Source organism: Rahnella sp. R3(2024), assembly GCF_042920125.1.
GTDB lineage: Bacteria > Pseudomonadota > Gammaproteobacteria > Enterobacterales > Enterobacteriaceae > Rahnella > Rahnella rivi.
In genome coordinates this window covers 2,856,079-2,872,509 of record NZ_JBHGBU010000001.1, presented here as the reverse complement: position 1 = coordinate 2,872,509, position 16,431 = coordinate 2,856,079, and the positions used below count along the sequence as shown (strand labels likewise).

Genomic DNA, 16,431 nt, shown 5'->3' with positions numbered 1-16,431 from the left:
ACTCAAAATCCTTTGCCCTTTCATTTTTTTGGAGCGCAAAGTTGAAAAAAATATTGTCCTGCCTGCTGTTACTTTCTGCACCTGCCCTGGCTGCAAAACCTGTTCTGACGGTTTACACCTACGACTCTTTCTCTGCCGACTGGGGCCCTGGCCCGGCGATCAAAAAAGCCTTTGAGGCGCAATGTGGCTGCGAGCTGAAATACGTTGCGCTGGAAGATGGCGTGTCTTTACTGAACCGTCTGCGGATGGAAGGCAAGAACAGCAAAGCGGACGTGGTTCTCGGGCTGGATAACAACCTGTTGCAGGCCGCTGAGCAAACCGGTTTATTCGCCAAAGCACCGAAAACCGACGCCAAACTGACCGTGCCGGGCGGCTGGAAAGACACCACCTTCGTGCCTTACGATTACGGCTATTTCGCGTTCGTCTATGACAAAAACAAACTGAAGAACCCGCCAAAAAGCCTCGATGAACTGATCAACAGCAATCAGAACTGGAAAGTGATTTATGAAGATCCGCGCACCAGTACACCGGGTCTGGGCCTGATGCTGTGGATGCAAAAAGTCTATGGTGATAAAGCGCCAGAGGCGTGGGAAAAACTGGCGAAGAAAACCGTCACCGTGACCAAAGGCTGGAGTGAAGCCTACGGGTTATTCCTCAAAGGCGAAAGCGATCTGGTGCTGAGCTACACCACCTCTCCGGCGTACCACATCGTGGAAGAGAAGAAAGACAATTACGCGGCTGCGGATTTCACCGAAGGCCATTACATGCAGGTTGAAGTGGCCGGCCAGCTGGCCAACAGCAAGCAACCTAAACTGGCTGAAGCGTTCATGAAATTCGTCACTACGGAAGATTTCCAGAAAGTGATCCCATCCGGCAACTGGATGTATCCGGTGATTAACACGCCGCTGCCTGACGCCTTTAAACAACTGACCGTACCGGCCAAATCCCTGCAATACAGCGCACAGGATGTTGCCACCCACCGTTCACAATGGATCCAGGCATGGCAGAACGCCGTCAGCCGTTGATCCCGCGCTGGCTGTGGCCGGGTGCCGTCGCTTCGCTGGCTATGTTGCTGGTGGCGGCACTGGCGTTAGGTTCTCTGTGGCGTCATGCGCCGCAGATGAGCGGCACCTCACTCTGGCAGGATCCCTATCTCTGGCACGTGATCCGCTTTACCTTCTGGCAGGCGCTGCTTTCGGCGCTCTGCTCCGTGCTGCCCGCGATTTTACTGGCGCGTGCGCTGTTTCGCCGCCGTTTCCCCGGCCGTCAGCTGTTATTACGTTTGTGCGCAATGACGCTGGTGCTGCCGGTTCTGGTCGCGGTGTTTGGCATTCTCAGCGTCTACGGGCGACAGGGCTGGCTGGCACAGATATGCGGCTGGCTGGGCGTGGATTACCGTTTCTCGCCGTATGGTTTACAGGGCATTTTGCTGGCGCACGTATTTTTCAATCTGCCGCTGGCGACGCGTCTGTTAGTGCAGGCGCTGGAAAACATCGCCGTGGAACAGCGCCAGCTTGCCGCGCAGCTCGGGATGAACGCCTGGCAGCAATTCCGTTTTGTTGAATGGCCTGCCCTGCGCCGGCAGATTTTCCCCGCGGCTGCGTTAATCTTCATGCTGTGTTTTGCCAGCTTCGCCACCGTGCTTTCACTGGGCGGCGGCCCGCAGGCGACCACCATTGAGCTGGCCATTTATCAGGCGCTCAGCTACGACTACGATTTAAGCCGTGCCGCCACGCTGGCGCTGGTGCAGCTGTTCTGTTGTCTGGCGCTGGTGCTGCTCAGTCAGAAACTCAGTCAGGCATTGCCGGTCGGGCAGACGCATGCTCAGCGCTGGCGAAACCCCGATGATTCTCTGCTGCGCCGTATCGCCGATGGCGTATTGATTGGTCTGGCATTGTTGCTGATCCTGCCGCCGCTGCTGGCCGTGATGTTTGATGGTGTCAACCGCGCGGCGGTCAGCGTGCTGCAACAAACCGCGCTCTGGCAGGCATTATGGACCTCTGTGCGCATCGCGCTCGGCAGCGGAGTCATGTGTGTTTTGCTGACCATGATGCTGTTGTGGAGCAGCCGCGAGCTGCGTTTACGTCAGCGAAACGGCTGGGCGCAGGCGATGGATCTGAGCGGCATGCTGATCCTCGCGATGCCCGGTATCGTGCTGGCGACCGGCTTTTTCCTGCTGCTTGGCGATACTACAGGTTTGCCGCAATCGCCGTGGCCTCTGGTGATCATGACCAATGCGCTGATGGCGGTGCCTTACGCATTAAAAGTGCTGGATAATCCGATGCGCGACGTCGCCGAGCGCTATAACCCGCTGTGCCTTTCGCTGGATATGCGCGGCTGGCAGCGCCTGCGTTGGGTGGAACTCCGCGCGCTGAAACGCCCTATTGCGCAGGCGCTGGCGTTTGCCTGCGTGCTGTCGCTGGGAGATTTCGGCGTGATCGCCTTGTTCGGCAATGAGAATTTCCGCACCCTGCCGTTTTATCTGTATCAGCAGATCGGTGCCTATCGCAGCCAGGACGGTGCGGTGACGGCGCTGTTACTTCTGTTGTTATGCTTCCTGTTATTCACCCTGATTGAGAAACTGCCGGGCCGCCATGCTGACGCTGAATAAACTGACGTATTTGTACGAACATCTGCCGATGCGCTTCGATTTGCAGATCGACGCCGGTGAGCGCGTGGCCATCCTCGGCCCGAGCGGCGCGGGGAAAAGTACCCTGCTCAGCCTGACCGCTGGTTTTCTGTCGCCGGTCAGCGGGCAGATCCTGCTTAATGGCGCCGATCACAGCGCAACGCCACCGGCTAAGCGCCCGGTATCGATGCTGTTTCAGGAAAACAATCTGTTCTCACATCTGACCGTACGTCAGAACATGGGGCTGGGGCTGCATCCGGGGCTGAAACTGACGGCACAACAAAAGCAGGAACTGGAGGAGATCGCCCGGCAGGTGGGGTTGAGTGATTGTCTGGCGCGGTTGCCGTCGCAGCTTTCCGGCGGTCAGCGTCAGCGTGTCGCCCTGGCACGCTGCCTGTTGCGCAGCCAGCCGATTTTACTGCTCGACGAGCCGTTTTCGGCGCTCGATCCGGCGCTGCGCAGTGAAATGCTGAGTTTGCTCGATAAGGTCTGCGGGCAACGTCAACTCACGCTGCTGATGGTGTCGCATAATCTGGATGACGCAGCGCGGATTGCGCCGCGCACGTTGCTGATTGTCGATGGCAGGATTTTCTACGATGGCCCGACGCAGGCGCTGGTAAACGGTAGTGCGCCGGAGGCCAGAGTATTAGGAATCGACGCTTCAGGAAGTAAACCTGATATCAGCGCGTAATGACGTTCCACAGCAGATGGCCGTAAACCGGCATCATCGGTTGCTTGCTGAGCATCACCAGACTGACCACCGTCGCCACCACGCTCAGGATGCAGACAATGCGTAATCTTGGCAGCGTCAGCCATTTGCTCATGAAGTCAGGTGAGCTTTTACCGGCACGGAACCAGCGCCACCCCAGCCACGCACTGAGCCAGATAAGCATCACGCTGATAAACAACATCCACTTGAAAACGCCGCTGTTGTGACTGGCAGGAATGTCGATCGCCACACCCGCCAGGATCCCCGGCAGAAAATACACCGGCGGCCAGGTGATGCAGCCGACAATATTTGGTGGGGCGAATTTATACGGCGGCAGATTGAGCATACCGGCGACCAGCGGCACCAGCGGACGCGTCGGACCGATAAAACGGCCTAAAATCACCGTGGCAAAACTGTGACGATCCAGCGCATAACCGGTTTTATCCAGTAATGACTGGTAACGTTTGAGGAAGCGCCAGCGATGCAGCGGCTCCTTGAAACCACGGCCAATGAAATACGAGGCCCAGTCTCCCAGGAAACACCCCAGACCGGCGGCAAGCCAGGCTTCGTATAATCCCACCTGACCACTGCCAATCAGCGTGCCGAGCGTCGCCATCATGACGGTACCCGGCAGGATCAGCCCCACCAGCGCCAGCGACTCGAAAAAAGCCACCACGGCGACAATAATTAACGCGAAGCCCACCGACTGAGCGACCAGATGTTGTAGATAGGCTTCCATATATTCCCAGAATTCAGTTTCGCCTGCGCCAATTGCGCAGATAAATGAGACAAGTGTGAGTTTTCTGCCTTCTCATTGTAGTAAATACATTAAGCGGCTGAATTGTCAGTGCATGAACTATCACAGTCAACCGGGTAATTGTATGCGTATTTGGCAGAAACCTGAGCCATAGACAAAGACTGTATAAATAACCATACTCTGTATTGGATCCCGATATCTTCATCTGTACCGTTTCGAGGCGCTTATTACTTCCACCTTTGTTCGTCCCGCTCCTGCTGCCACTGATACCCCGCCGCGTCAGGGATTTGTGCTGACCCGCCACTGGCGCGACACGCCGCGCGGCACCGAGGTGGAACTGTGGCTGGCAACCGATGAAGGCGCACAGAAAATTCGTCTGCCATTGCAGGAATCCGTCGCGTTTATTCCGGCGGAACAGCGCCACGCCGCAGAACGCCTGCTGGCCGATGAAAAAAATGTCAGTTTGCGCGAATTACCGATGCAGGATTTCCATTCCCGCCCGGTTCTCGGCCTGTATTGCCCGCAACACCGTCAGCTGATGCGCATTGAGAAATTGCTGAAAGAAGGCGGCGTTCAGGTTTATGAGGCGGATATCCGCCCGCCGGAGCGCTTTCTGATGGAGCGGTATATCACCGCGCCCGTCTGGTTCAGCGGGAAACCGGGAGCAGGAAATCTTCTGCTCGACACCAAAATGAAGCCTGCCGAAGGCTACCGCCCGCCCATCAAGCTCTGCTCCCTGGATATCGAAACCAGCGGTAACGGCGAGCTTTACTGCATCGGGCTGGAAGGCTGCGGGCAGCGCCACGTGTATATGCTCGGGCCGCCCAATGGCGATCCGCACGCGCAGTTTGATTTCAATCTGGTTTATGTCGACAGCCGTCCGCAGTTGCTGGAAAAACTCAATGAGTGGCTGGAAACCTACGATCCCGACGCCATTATCGGCTGGAGCGTGGTGCAGTTTGATCTGCGGGTTTTACAAAAACACGCTGACCGCTACAAAATCCCGCTAAAATTCGGACGCGGCGGCGGGGAGCTGGAGTGGCGCGAGCACGGCTTTAAGCAGGGGCACTTTTTTGCCGCTGCGGCGGGCCGTCTGATTATTGACGGCATAGAAGCACTGAAATCGGCGTTCTGGAATTTCAATTCATTCAGCCTGGAATTCGTCTCGCAAAGTTTACTGGGCGAAGGCAAGGCCAGCGACAATCCCTATCAGCGGCTGGCCGAAATCGAACAGCGTTTTCGTGAAGATAAGCCGATGCTGGCGCGCTACAACCTGAAAGACTGCGAGCTGGTGACGCGCATTTTCGCCAAAACCGAACTGATGCCCTTCCTGCTCGAGCGCGCCTCGGTCACCGGCCTGGCGGTAGATCGCAGCGGTGGATCGGTGGCGGCATTTACTCACCTTTATTTACCGCGTATGCACCGCGCCGGTTATGTCGCACCCAACATGGGCGAACTGGAAGGGGAAATGAGCCCTGGCGGATTTGTGATGGATTCACGGCCCGGCCTGTATGATTCGGTGCTGGTGCTTGATTATAAAAGTCTGTATCCGTCAATTATCCGCACCTTCCTGATCGACCCGGTCGGCCTGGTCGCCGGGCTGCAACAACCGGACGATGAGCATTCGGTTCCCGGTTACCGCAACGCCCGCTTCTCGCGGGAAAAACATTGCCTGCCGGAGATCGTCCGTCAAATCTGGATGGGTCGGGAAGAAGCCAAAAAGCAAAAAAACAAACCGCTGTCTCAGGCGCTGAAAATCATCATGAACGCCTTTTACGGCGTGCTGGGGTCAAGCGGCTGCCGGTTCTTTGATCCGCGTCTCGCCTCGTCGATTACCCTGCGCGGACACGACATCATGCGTCAGACCCGCGAGCTGATTGAAGCCGAAGGATATCAGGTGATTTACGGCGATACCGATTCCACCTTTGTCTGGCTGAACAAGGCCCATTCGCAGGAAGACGCGAACGTCATTGGCCGCCATCTGGTAGAACAGGTGAATGCCTGGTGGAAAAACCATATCGGGCAGGTGTACGGGCTGGAGAGTGCGCTGGAGCTGGAGTTCGAAACGCACTACCAGCGCTTCCTGATGCCCACCATTCGCGGCTCAGAGACAGGCAGTAAAAAACGTTATGCCGGTCTGGTGAAAGATGCCGATGGCGAGCACATCGTCTATAAAGGGCTGGAAACCGTGCGCACCGACTGGACGAAACTGGCGCAGGAGTTCCAGCAGGAACTGTATCAGCGCGTGTTCCACCGCCAGCCTTATCAGGATTACGTCCGTGATTATGTCGCGCGCACGCTGGCGGGCGAGTTCGATGACAAACTGGTGTATCGCAAACGCCTGCGCCGTAAACTCAGCGATTATGAGAAAAATGTGCCGCCGCACGTGCGCGCCGCGAGACTTGCCGATGAATATAACGCCCTGCACGGCCGTGCGAAGCAGTACCAGAACGGCGGTTGGATCAGCTACGTTATGACCACGTCCGGGCCGGAACCGCTGGAAAACCGCCAGTCACCTGTCGATTATGACCACTACATTGAGCGCCAGCTTGAACCGGTGGCCGATGGCATTCTGCCTTTCCTTCACGATGATTTTGCTACACTCATTACGGGTCAGATGGGGCTATTTTAAGCAAAAGTTGATGCGCGCCCGGTGATTCGCAGGTGACGAATCGTTTACCTTCCATTACCATAGCGCCCTTTCCCATTTCTGAATCATCCTCACACAGTGAATCACTCCGTCCCTTCGGGCGGGGAAAGAAGACTATTGCCCACGCTTCATCAGAGGCATAGCAAGCATTGCGCAGTTGGCGTCACAGTTGCCATATCTGGAACACACAACACAGAGAGAGATTATGCCGTTTACATTGGGTCAACGCTGGATAAGCGATACGGAAAGCGAATTAGGATTAGGAACCGTGGTAGCAGTGGATGTACGCATGGTGACTTTGCTTTTCCCCGCCACCGGTGAAAACCGTTTGTATGCCCGAAATGATTCCCCGATCACCCGTGTGATGTTCAATCCCGGTGATACCATCAGTTGCCACGAAGGCTGGCAGTTGCAGGTCGAAGAGGTCGTTGAAGACAAAGGTCTGTTGACCTACATCGGCATCCGTCTTGATACAGAAGAAACCGGCGTCGCCATGCGTGAAGTGCTGCTCGACAGCAAGCTGACCTTCAGCAAACCGCAGGATCGCCTGTTCGCCGGCCAGATCGATCGCATGGATCGTTTCGCCCTGCGCTTCCGCGCCCGTAAATATCAGCGCGAGCAGTTCCGCCTGGAGTTCGGCGGCCTGCGCGGTATGCGCGCCAGCCTGATCCCGCACCAGTTGCACATCGCTTATGAAGTCGGTCAGCGTCATGCCCCGCGCGTATTGCTGGCCGATGAAGTGGGTCTGGGTAAAACCATCGAAGCAGGCATGATCATTCATCAGCAACTGCTGTCAGGCCGCGCCGAACGCGTGCTGATTGTGGTGCCGGAAACCCTGCAACACCAGTGGCTGGTGGAAATGCTGCGCCGCTTCAACCTGCGTTTCTCTCTGTTTGATGATGACCGCTACGCCGAATCCGTGCATGAGGCGACCAACCCGTTTGAAACTGAACAGCTGGTGATCTGCTCCCTCGATTTCGTGCGCCGCAATAAATCCCGTCTCGAGCAGCTTTCAGATGCGGCGTGGGACATGCTGGTGGTCGATGAAGCGCACCATCTGGTGTGGAGCGAAGACGCGCCAAGCCGCGAATATCAGGTTATCGAACAACTTTCTCAGCAAATCCCCAGCGTTCTGTTGCTGACCGCTACGCCTGAGCAGCTCGGTCAGGAAAGCCACTTTGCGCGTCTGCGCCTGCTGGATCCGGATCGTTTCCACGATTACGAAGAATTCATCGAAGAACAACAGCAGTATCAGCCGGTGGCAGATGCCGTCACGCTGTTACTGAATAAAGAACCGCTGACGCCACAAGCCCTGGCGTTGCTGGGTGAAAGCGTCGGCAACGCCGATACCGATGCCCTGCTGGCCGCCGCCAATAAAGGTGATGAAGCCGCAGCCAAACAGCTGGTTTCCATGCTGATGGACCGCCACGGCACCAGCCGCGTGCTGTTCCGTAACACCCGTCACGGCGTGAAAGGTTTCCCTGAGCGTCATCTGCAGGCGGTGAAACTGCCGCTGCCGACGCAGTATCAGACCGCCATTAAAGTCTCGGGCATTATGGGCGCGAAGAAATCCGCCGAAGCCCGTGCGCATGACATGCTGTACCCGGAGCAGATTTATCAGGAATTCGAAGGCGAGAACGCCACCTGGTGGAACTTTGATCCGCGCGTTGAATGGCTGCTCGGTTATCTGACCGCCAACCGCGACGAAAAAGTGCTGGTGATCTGCGCCAAAGCGGCCACCGCATTACAGCTGGAGCAGGTACTGCGTGAACGTGAAGCGATCCGCGCCGCCGTGTTCCATGAAGGTTTATCGATCATTGAGCGTGACCGCGCTGCCGCCTATTTCGCCTCGCAGGAAGATGGTGCACAGGTTCTGCTGTGTTCTGAAATCGGCTCCGAAGGCCGTAACTTCCAGTTCGCCAGCAAAATGGTGATGTTCGATCTGCCGTTCAACCCGGATCTGCTGGAACAACGTATTGGCCGTCTGGATCGTATCGGCCAGCAAAACAACATAGACATTATGGTGCCTTACCTCGAACAGACCGCGCAGTCGGTGCTGGTTCGCTGGTTCCATGAGGGGCTGGACGCGTTCGAACACACCTGCCCGACCGGACGCACCATTTATGACAGCGCCTATGAGCAACTGATCGCGTTCCTCGCCACGCCGGCTGAACAGGAAGGTCTGGACGACTTTATTCTCGAATGCCGCGCGGAACATGATGCGCTGAAAGAGAAGCTGGAAAATGGCCGCGACCGTCTGCTGGAGATGCACTCCAACGGTGGCGAGCGTGCGCAGCAGTTGGCAAAAGAGATCGGCGAGCAGGATAACGACGTGAATCTGGTTAACTTCGCGCTCAATCTGTTCGATATCGTGGGGATTAATCAGGAAGATCGCAGTGATAACCTGATCGTTCTGACGCCGTCCGATCACATGCTGGTACCGGATTTCCCAGGTCTGCCGGAAGAGGGTTGTACCGTGACCTTCGATCGTGAGCAGGCGCTGTCGCGTGAAGATGCGCAGTTCATTAGCTGGGAACACCCGATCGTGCGCAACGGTCTGGATCTGATCCTGTCCGGCGATACCGGCAGCTGTGCGGTGTCAATCCTGAAAAACAAAGCGCTGCCGGTGGGCACCATGCTGGCCGAGCTTATCTACGTGGTCGAGTGTCAGGCGCCTAAGCATCTACAGCTGACCCGCTTCCTGCCGCCAACGCCGGTGCGCATGCTGATGGACAGCAAAGGCACCAACCTGGCCGCGCAGGTAGAGTTCGAGAGCTTTAACCGTCAGTTAAATGCTATCAATCGTCATAACTCCAGCAAACTGGTGAACGCCGTGCAGCAGGATGTGCATAACATGTTGCAGCAGGCCGAACCGCAGATTGCAGAACAGGCGCGTGCGCTGATTGAAGCAGCTAAGGTAGAAGCCGACGCGCAACTGACGCAGGAACTTGCTCGTCTGAAAGCGCTGAAGGAAGTGAACCCGAACATTCGTGATGACGAACTGGAATCGGTAGACTCTAACCGTAAGCAAGTGCTGGCGAACCTGAACGATGCCAGCTGGCGTCTGGATGCGATCCGCCTGGTGGTGGTCAGCCATCAGTAAGCCCGACGGGGTGCAGCCGGTCTGCACCCCTCTTTTAAACCCGACACAGACTGAAACCGCTATGAGCGAACATCAACCGAACATGCCTGTCCCTTCAAACACCCGGCCGCTGGAAAACTATAATCCGCCGACCGATCCCTGGTTGCAGGTGATTTTTCAGGATGAACACATCATGGTGGTCAATAAGCCAAGCGGTCTGCTTTCGGTGCCGGGCAAGTTAGCTGAACATCAGGACAGCCTGATGACCCGTATTCAGCAGGCATTTCCTGAGGCGGAATCCGTACATCGTCTGGATATGTCGACCAGCGGCGTGATTGTGGTGGCACTGACCAAAGACGCCGAGCGCGAGCTCAAACGCCAGTTCCGCGAACGCGAAACCAAGAAAGTGTATATCGCGCGGGTCTGGGGACGGATGGAAGAAGATTACGGCATTATCGATTTACCGCTGATTTGCGATTACCCGAACCGGCCCAAGCAGAAGGTTTGTCATGAGACGGGCAAAAAGGCGCTGACGCAATACGAAGTGATGTCGTGGGACGACGATGGCACGACCCGCGTCCGGCTGCGGCCAATCACCGGACGTTCACATCAGTTACGCGTGCATCTTCTGGCGCTCGGACATCCGATTCTGGGGGATAAGTTTTACGCCCACCCCGCCGCGTTGGCCGCCGTGGATCGCCTGCAACTGCATGCGCAGGAATTGTCGTTTTACCATCCGGTTACCGATGAGCCGCTGGTGTTTAATTGCGAGCCGGATTTTTAATGCGGCCCGTAAAAAACAAAAAAGGCGCTGAATTCAGCGCCTTTTGCTTTTGCATCAACCAGACTTATTTAAAGCCTTTCTCTCGTTTGATGAGGTCATACGCGGCCTGAATCGACTGCGCTTTCTCTTTTGCCATTTGCATCATTTCCGGCGGTAAGCCTTTTGCCACCAGTTTATCCGGATGGTGCTCACTCATCAGCTTGCGGTAGGCGCGTTTGATGGTGGTCGCATCATCAGTCGCATTGACGCCCAACACTTTGCAGGCGTCGGCCAGGGTCGGGCCCTGCTGTGCCTGCTGATAACCGCCGCCATAAGAACGACCGCCCTGCTGACCGCCGCCAAACTGCTGGCCGCCTTCCATCATGCGCAGGAACTGATCGAACTGCATGCGTGAAATGCCAAGCCCTTCGGCAATCACATACAGCACTTCGCGTTCGTTAGGATGCAATGAACCGTCGGCATACGCAGCCTGGATTTGAATTTCCAGAAAAGTCCGTATCAGGTCGAAACGACCAAAACACGCACTGCGTAACTCACGCATTTTCTCACGCAAGGGATAGTTCGCCTCTTTCCCGTCGCGGAAGGCGCGCTGCGCGGCTTCACGCTGCTCACCATGCAACTGCATACGATCCATATAGAGGCTGGCGATCTGGATATCCGCCTCTGTTACCCTGCCTTTTGATTTAGTCAGATTCCCCATCACCTCAAACGTGGTGCGGAAGAAGATGGTTTGACGCGTCTGTTGATCGGCAAAGTAACCCCGGCGTTTTGCAGCGCGCGCCGTGTCAAACATATGTCCAATCAGCAGACCTGATACGATCCCCCAGAATCCCGTCCCTGACATATAGCCAAGGATAAGTCCGAGCAGTTTTCCCCAATACTGCATATACTCCTCAATTCGCCATGCCGTCGCTTAAAAATTGCTTTATCATAACCGGCATTTATCGTTGTGCCTAACGGCGGCAACGTAACAGGTGGGATTTAACACTAGCGCAACCATGATGAGTGAGATAGTCTCTGACCGTTTGCCGGCATGATGCCTCTGATGACGGAACACCATTTTACGTATGAAAAACAGACGTCTGAATACACGCTTACCCACAATGCTGGCCGCCACAATCTGGTCAGCATTGTACAGTCACGGCGCAATGGCCGACCTTGCTGCACAATGTATGCTCGGCGTTCCGACCTATGACAAACCTCTGGTACAGGGTGACCCAAACTCACTGCCTGTCACCATCAATGCCGATAAAGCCACCGGTAACTATCCTGATAGCGCGCTGTTTAGCGGAAACGTTAACGTCGTACAGGGCAACAGCACGCTGGATGCCGATCAGGTTCAGCTGAACCAAATCGCCAATCCCAATCAGCCCACACCGACCCGAACCGCCACGGCGACCGGCAACGTGCGTTATAACGATAACCAAATCAAGCTGAACGGGCCGAAAGGTTTCGCCAACCTGACCACCAAAGATACGGATGTTGAGAACGGTGATTACCAGATGGTGGGCCGTCAGGGCCGTGGTGATGCCGACAAGATGAAGCAGCGTGATAACAACCGCTACACCATCATGGACAACGGCACCTTCACGACCTGTCTGCCCGGCGATAACAGCTGGAGCGTAGTGGGTTCTGAGGTGATTCAGGACCGTCAGGAAGAAGTGGCTGAAATCTGGAATGCCCGCTTCCACATCGGCCCGGTGCCGGTGTTCTATAGCCCGTATATGCAGTTGCCTATCGGTGACCGCCGCCGTTCCGGTTTCCTTATCCCGAACGCGAAATACAGCAGCAACAATGGCTTTGGTGTCACGGTTCCTTATTACTGGAACATCGCACCAAACTACGATGCCACTATCACGCCAAATTACATGAGTACCCGTGGTCTGCAATTGCAGAACGAATTCCGTTATCTGACCGTTGCCGGTGCAGGTTTGATGGAGTTTGACTTCCTGGGTAATGACAAGAAAATTGACGACCAGTATGTCGCAGATGAAAACCGCATCAGCGATAAGACGAAGCGCTGGATGTACTATTGGGTGCATTCGGGTGTGTATGATCAGGTGTGGCGCTTCAATGTCGATTACACCAAAGTTAGCGATCCTTACTACTTCACCGATTTCGATTCGAAATACGGTTCAAGTACAGATGGCTATGCTACCCAAAAATTCAGCGTCGGTTATTTCAACGAAAACTGGAATGCCACCCTGGCCAGCAAGCAGTTCCAGGTGTTCTCCGATTACGGAAATACCAATGCCTACCGTGCTCAGCCACAGCTTGATGTCAACTATTACCAAAATGACGTCGGCCCGTTCGATCTGCACATTTACGGTCAGGCAGCCAAATTTACCAGCGTAAACCCGGATAACCCGGAAGCCATTCGTACGCACATTGAACCAACCATCAGTCTGCCGCTCAGTAACGGTTGGGGAAGCCTGGATAACGAAGTGAAGCTGATGGCGACCCACTATCAGCAGGACATTTCGGATAACTATTACGAGGCCAATCCGAATACCAAGCTGCGCTCGTCGGTAAACCGTGTCATGCCTGAGTTTAAAAGCGACGGCAAAATGGTCTTCGACCGCACGATGGACTGGAACAGTGATTACACGCAAACGCTTGAACCGCGCGTGCAGTATCTGTACATCCCTTACCGTAATCAAAGCTCCATTAACACCTATGACTCTACGCTGCTGCAGTCCGACTATACCGGCCTGTTCCGCGATAAGAGCTACAGTGGCCTTGACCGCATTGCCTCCGCCAACCAGGTCGCAAGTGGTTTAACAACCCGTATTTATGATGATGGTCTGGTTGAGCGCTTTAATGCGTCCGCCGGTCAGATTTACTACTTCCAGCCGCCACGTACGGGCGACCAGAACAGCGCACTGGATAAAAATGATGACACCGGCAGCCTGGTTTGGGCGGGTGACACTTATTATAAAATCAACAACTTCTGGGGTATTCGTGGCGGTGTGCAGTACGACACACGTCTGGATTCGCTGGCCGTGGGCGATGCCGTTCTCGAGTACAAAGCTGATTCAGAAAGAATGATTCAGTTGAGCTACCGTTACGCCAGCCCGGAATATATTCAGGCTACCTTACCTAGCGTGACAAACCCGGGTTATCAGGATGGGATTTCTCAGGTCGGTGGTATCGCCAGCTGGCCAATCGCCGATCGCTGGGCGATTGTCGGTGCTTACTATTACGACACCAAAGCACAGCAGCCTGCAGATCAGTTGATCGGCCTGCAATACAACACCTGCTGCTGGGCCATCAATGTCGGTTACGAACGCAAGATCACCAACTACGACTCCGTTAAGTCTGAAAGTAAGTATGACAATAAGATTGGTTTCAACATTGAACTTAGAGGCCTGGGAAGTAATCAAACTCTCGGAACGAAAGAAATGTTGGCCAGTGGCATACTGCCTTATCAACGCGCTTTCTAAGCCAGACGACACGATTAACTCAGTGAACTTGAAACCCGCGCTTGCGGATTAGACAAATGGAAAAAGTATGAAGAACTGGAGAACACTTCTCCTCGGCGTGACGCTTTGTGCCAGCACTGCGTTTGCAGCCCCTCAGGAAGTTGATAAAGTCGCCGCCGTTGTGAACAACGGCGTCGTGTTACAAAGTGATGTCGATGGCTTAATGCAGTCTGTTAAACAGCAGGCAGCTCAGGCTAAACAGCAGTTGCCCGATGATGCAACGTTGCGCCACCAGATCCTCGACCGCCTGATCATGGATCAGATCCAACTCCAGATGGCGTCGAAGATGGGCATCACACTGACCGATCAGGACGTGGATAAAGCCATCGCCGGTATTGCTCAGCAGAACAACATCACCGTCGATCAACTGCGCAGTCGTCTGGCCTATGACGGTCTGAACTTCAGCACCTACCGCGCCCAGATCCGCAAAGAAATGCTGATCAGTGAGGTCCGTAATGGTGAAGTCCGCCGTCGCGTGACGATCCTGCCTCAGGAAGTGGATCAGCTGTCTAAGCAAGTGGCGGCACAAAATGGCGGCAGTGCTGAGTTCAACCTCAGCCATATCCTGTTGCCATTGCCGGAAAACCCGACGCAGGATCAGGTCGATGCTGCTGAAGAGCAGGCGAAGAAAATTGTTGCAGATCTGAATAACGGCGCTGATTTCGGTAAGCTGGCGATCACCTATTCTGCTGACTCACAGGCGCTGAAAGGCGGCAACATGGGTTGGGGCAAATTGCAGGAGTTGCCTTCGCTGTTTGCTCAGGCGCTGAGCACCGCGCAGAAAGGTCAGATCATCGGCCCAATCCGTTCAGGCGTTGGCTTCCATATTCTGAAAGTGAATGACATCCGTGGCGATAACAAAACGGTTTCCGTCACCGAAGTTCATGCCCGTCACATCCTGCTGAAACCTTCCGTCGTCATGACGGATGCACAGGCTAAAGCAAAACTGGAACAGGTTGCTGCAGACATCAAGAGCGGCAAAGCGACCTTTGCTGAAGAAGCAAAACAGATTTCTCAGGATCCGGGTTCTGCGCTTCAGGGCGGAGACTTAGGCTGGGCTTCTCCGGACATGTACGATCCGGCGTTCCGTGAAGCACTGATTAACCTGAAAAAAGGCCAGATGAGCGCACCGGTGCACTCTTCCTTTGGCTGGCATCTGATCGAATTACTCGATACCCGTCAGGTTGATAAAACCGATGCTGCTCAGAAAGAACGTGCTTACCGCATGCTGTTCAACCGTAAGTTTGCGGAAGAAGCTCAGACGTGGATGCAGGAACAACGTGCTGAAGCTTATGTGAAAATTATGGATGGTAATGGTAAATAATACTTCCATGACAAAATCTGTGGTCATCACCCCCGGCGAACCCGCCGGGGTTGGGCCGGATCTGGTACTGGCGCTGGCTCAGCAGGCATGGCCTGTTGAGTTAGTGGTGTGTGCCGATCCGGCCCTGTTGCTTGAACGTGCCGCGACGCTGGGTCTGAACATTCAGTTACGCGATTACGTGCAGGGCCGCCCGGCCCAGCCTCAGGCTGCAGGGACACTCACGGTTCTGCCGGTAAAAACCGCAACGCCGGTGACGGCGGGCAAGCTGGACGTCGCGAACAGTGCTTACGTCGTGGAAACGCTGGCCAGAGCATGTGACGGTGCGATAAGCGGCGAATTCGCTGCACTGATCACCGGGCCGGTCCAGAAGAGCATCATCAACGATGCCGGTATTCCGTTTATCGGGCATACCGAATTCTTCGCTGACCGCAGCCACTGTGAACGTGTGGTGATGATGCTGGCGACCGAAGAATTACGCGTCGCGCTGGCGACAACGCATTTACCGTTACTGGCCGTGCCGGGTGCCATTACCCGACAAAGTCTGCATGAAGTGATCACCATTCTTCATCATGATCTGAAAACCAAATTTGGCATTGCTGACCCCCAGATTTACGTCTGCGGCCTGAATCCGCATGCCGGAGAAGGCGGTCACATGGGGCATGAGGAGATCGATACGATCATTCCTGCACTGGATGAACTGCGTCAGCAGGGGATGAATCTGGTGGGTCCGCTGCCGGCAGATACGCTTTTCCAGCCGAAATATCTGCAACACGCCGATGCTGTTTTATCGATGTATCACGATCAGGGCCTTCCGGTGCTAAAATATCAGGGATTCGGTCGCGCTGTGAATATCACGCTTGGCCTGCCCTTTATCCGGACTTCCGTTGATCACGGTACTGCGCTTGAACTTGCCGCTACCGGCACCGCCGATGCAGGCAGTTTCAGGACAGCAATAAATCTCGCCATTCGTATGGCAATCAATACTTTTGAACCACAACACACTGATAAATAAAA

General features: G+C 55.2%; 11 protein-coding genes. 9 read left to right on the top strand and 2 right to left on the bottom strand.

The features are described 5' to 3' along the window. The first annotated feature begins 41 nt into the window (after window positions 1-41). The 3 genes from thiB to thiQ are packed head-to-tail and all read left to right on the top strand — an operon-like array spanning window position 42 to window position 3,320. A complete protein-coding gene (gene thiB, locus ABSH60_RS12940) occupies window positions 42-1,025 on the top strand; it encodes a thiamine ABC transporter substrate binding subunit (protein WP_390974252.1) in 984 nt (327 codons plus the stop codon). Then, on the top strand, window positions 1,001-2,611 hold the full coding sequence (gene thiP, locus ABSH60_RS12935) for a thiamine/thiamine pyrophosphate ABC transporter permease ThiP (RefSeq protein ID WP_390974251.1): 1,611 nt from the start codon (window positions 1,001-1,003) through the stop codon (window positions 2,609-2,611). Before thiB ends, thiP begins: the two co-directional genes overlap by 25 nt. Further along, a complete protein-coding gene (thiQ, locus tag ABSH60_RS12930; RefSeq protein ID WP_056776881.1) occupies window positions 2,595-3,320 on the top strand; it encodes a thiamine ABC transporter ATP-binding protein ThiQ in 726 nt (241 codons plus the stop codon). Before thiP ends, thiQ begins: the two co-directional genes overlap by 17 nt. Here the strand turns inward: thiQ and ABSH60_RS12925 are convergent. Continuing rightward, window positions 3,310-4,077, bottom strand: a complete 768-nt coding sequence (locus ABSH60_RS12925; protein WP_183848560.1) for a DedA family protein — start codon at window positions 4,075-4,077, stop codon at window positions 3,310-3,312. The genes thiQ and ABSH60_RS12925 overlap by 11 nt on opposite strands. Window positions 4,078-4,321: 244 nt before the next feature. Between ABSH60_RS12925 and ABSH60_RS12920 the strand changes: the two genes are divergently transcribed. The 3 genes from ABSH60_RS12920 to rluA all read left to right on the top strand — a co-directional run bounded on the left by ABSH60_RS12920 (window position 4,322) and on the right by rluA (window position 10,611). Then, a complete protein-coding gene (locus tag ABSH60_RS12920; protein WP_390975755.1) occupies window positions 4,322-6,727 on the top strand; it encodes a DNA polymerase II in 2,406 nt (801 codons plus the stop codon). Window positions 6,728-6,950: 223 nt separating this feature from the next. Further along, window positions 6,951-9,848 carry an RNA polymerase-associated protein RapA gene (rapA, locus tag ABSH60_RS12915; RefSeq protein WP_122094201.1) on the top strand — a complete coding sequence of 966 codons (2,898 nt, stop codon included), beginning with the start codon at window positions 6,951-6,953 and terminating at the stop codon, window positions 9,846-9,848. Window positions 9,849-9,909: 61 nt separating this feature from the next. Continuing rightward, complete coding sequence (gene rluA / locus ABSH60_RS12910) at window positions 9,910-10,611, top strand: bifunctional tRNA pseudouridine(32) synthase/23S rRNA pseudouridine(746) synthase RluA (RefSeq protein WP_136376935.1); 702 nt, start codon at window positions 9,910-9,912, stop codon at window positions 10,609-10,611. Window positions 10,612-10,675: 64 nt separating this feature from the next. Here rluA and djlA read toward each other — a convergent pair whose 3' ends face one another. Next, window positions 10,676-11,497: a co-chaperone DjlA gene (gene djlA, locus ABSH60_RS12905; RefSeq protein ID WP_056776863.1), complete on the bottom strand. Its 822-nt coding sequence runs from the start codon at window positions 11,495-11,497 to the stop codon at window positions 10,676-10,678. A gap of 181 nt (window positions 11,498-11,678) precedes the next feature. Here djlA and lptD point away from each other — a divergent pair, with 181 nt between their 5' ends. The 3 genes from lptD (at window position 11,679) to pdxA (ending at window position 16,429) form a co-directional block, all read left to right on the top strand. Next, complete coding sequence (gene lptD / locus ABSH60_RS12900; RefSeq protein WP_136376934.1) at window positions 11,679-14,054, top strand: LPS assembly protein LptD; 2,376 nt, start codon at window positions 11,679-11,681, stop codon at window positions 14,052-14,054. A 67-nt stretch (window positions 14,055-14,121) separates the two neighbouring features. After that, the gene (surA, locus tag ABSH60_RS12895; RefSeq protein WP_056776857.1) at window positions 14,122-15,417 is read left to right on the top strand and encodes a peptidylprolyl isomerase SurA; all 1,296 of its coding nucleotides are present in this window, start codon (window positions 14,122-14,124) and stop codon (window positions 15,415-15,417) included. Beyond that, window positions 15,407-16,429, top strand: a complete 1,023-nt coding sequence (pdxA, locus tag ABSH60_RS12890; protein ID WP_390974247.1) for a 4-hydroxythreonine-4-phosphate dehydrogenase PdxA — start codon at window positions 15,407-15,409, stop codon at window positions 16,427-16,429. Before surA ends, pdxA begins: the two co-directional genes overlap by 11 nt. Window positions 16,430-16,431: the final 2 nt, after the last annotated feature.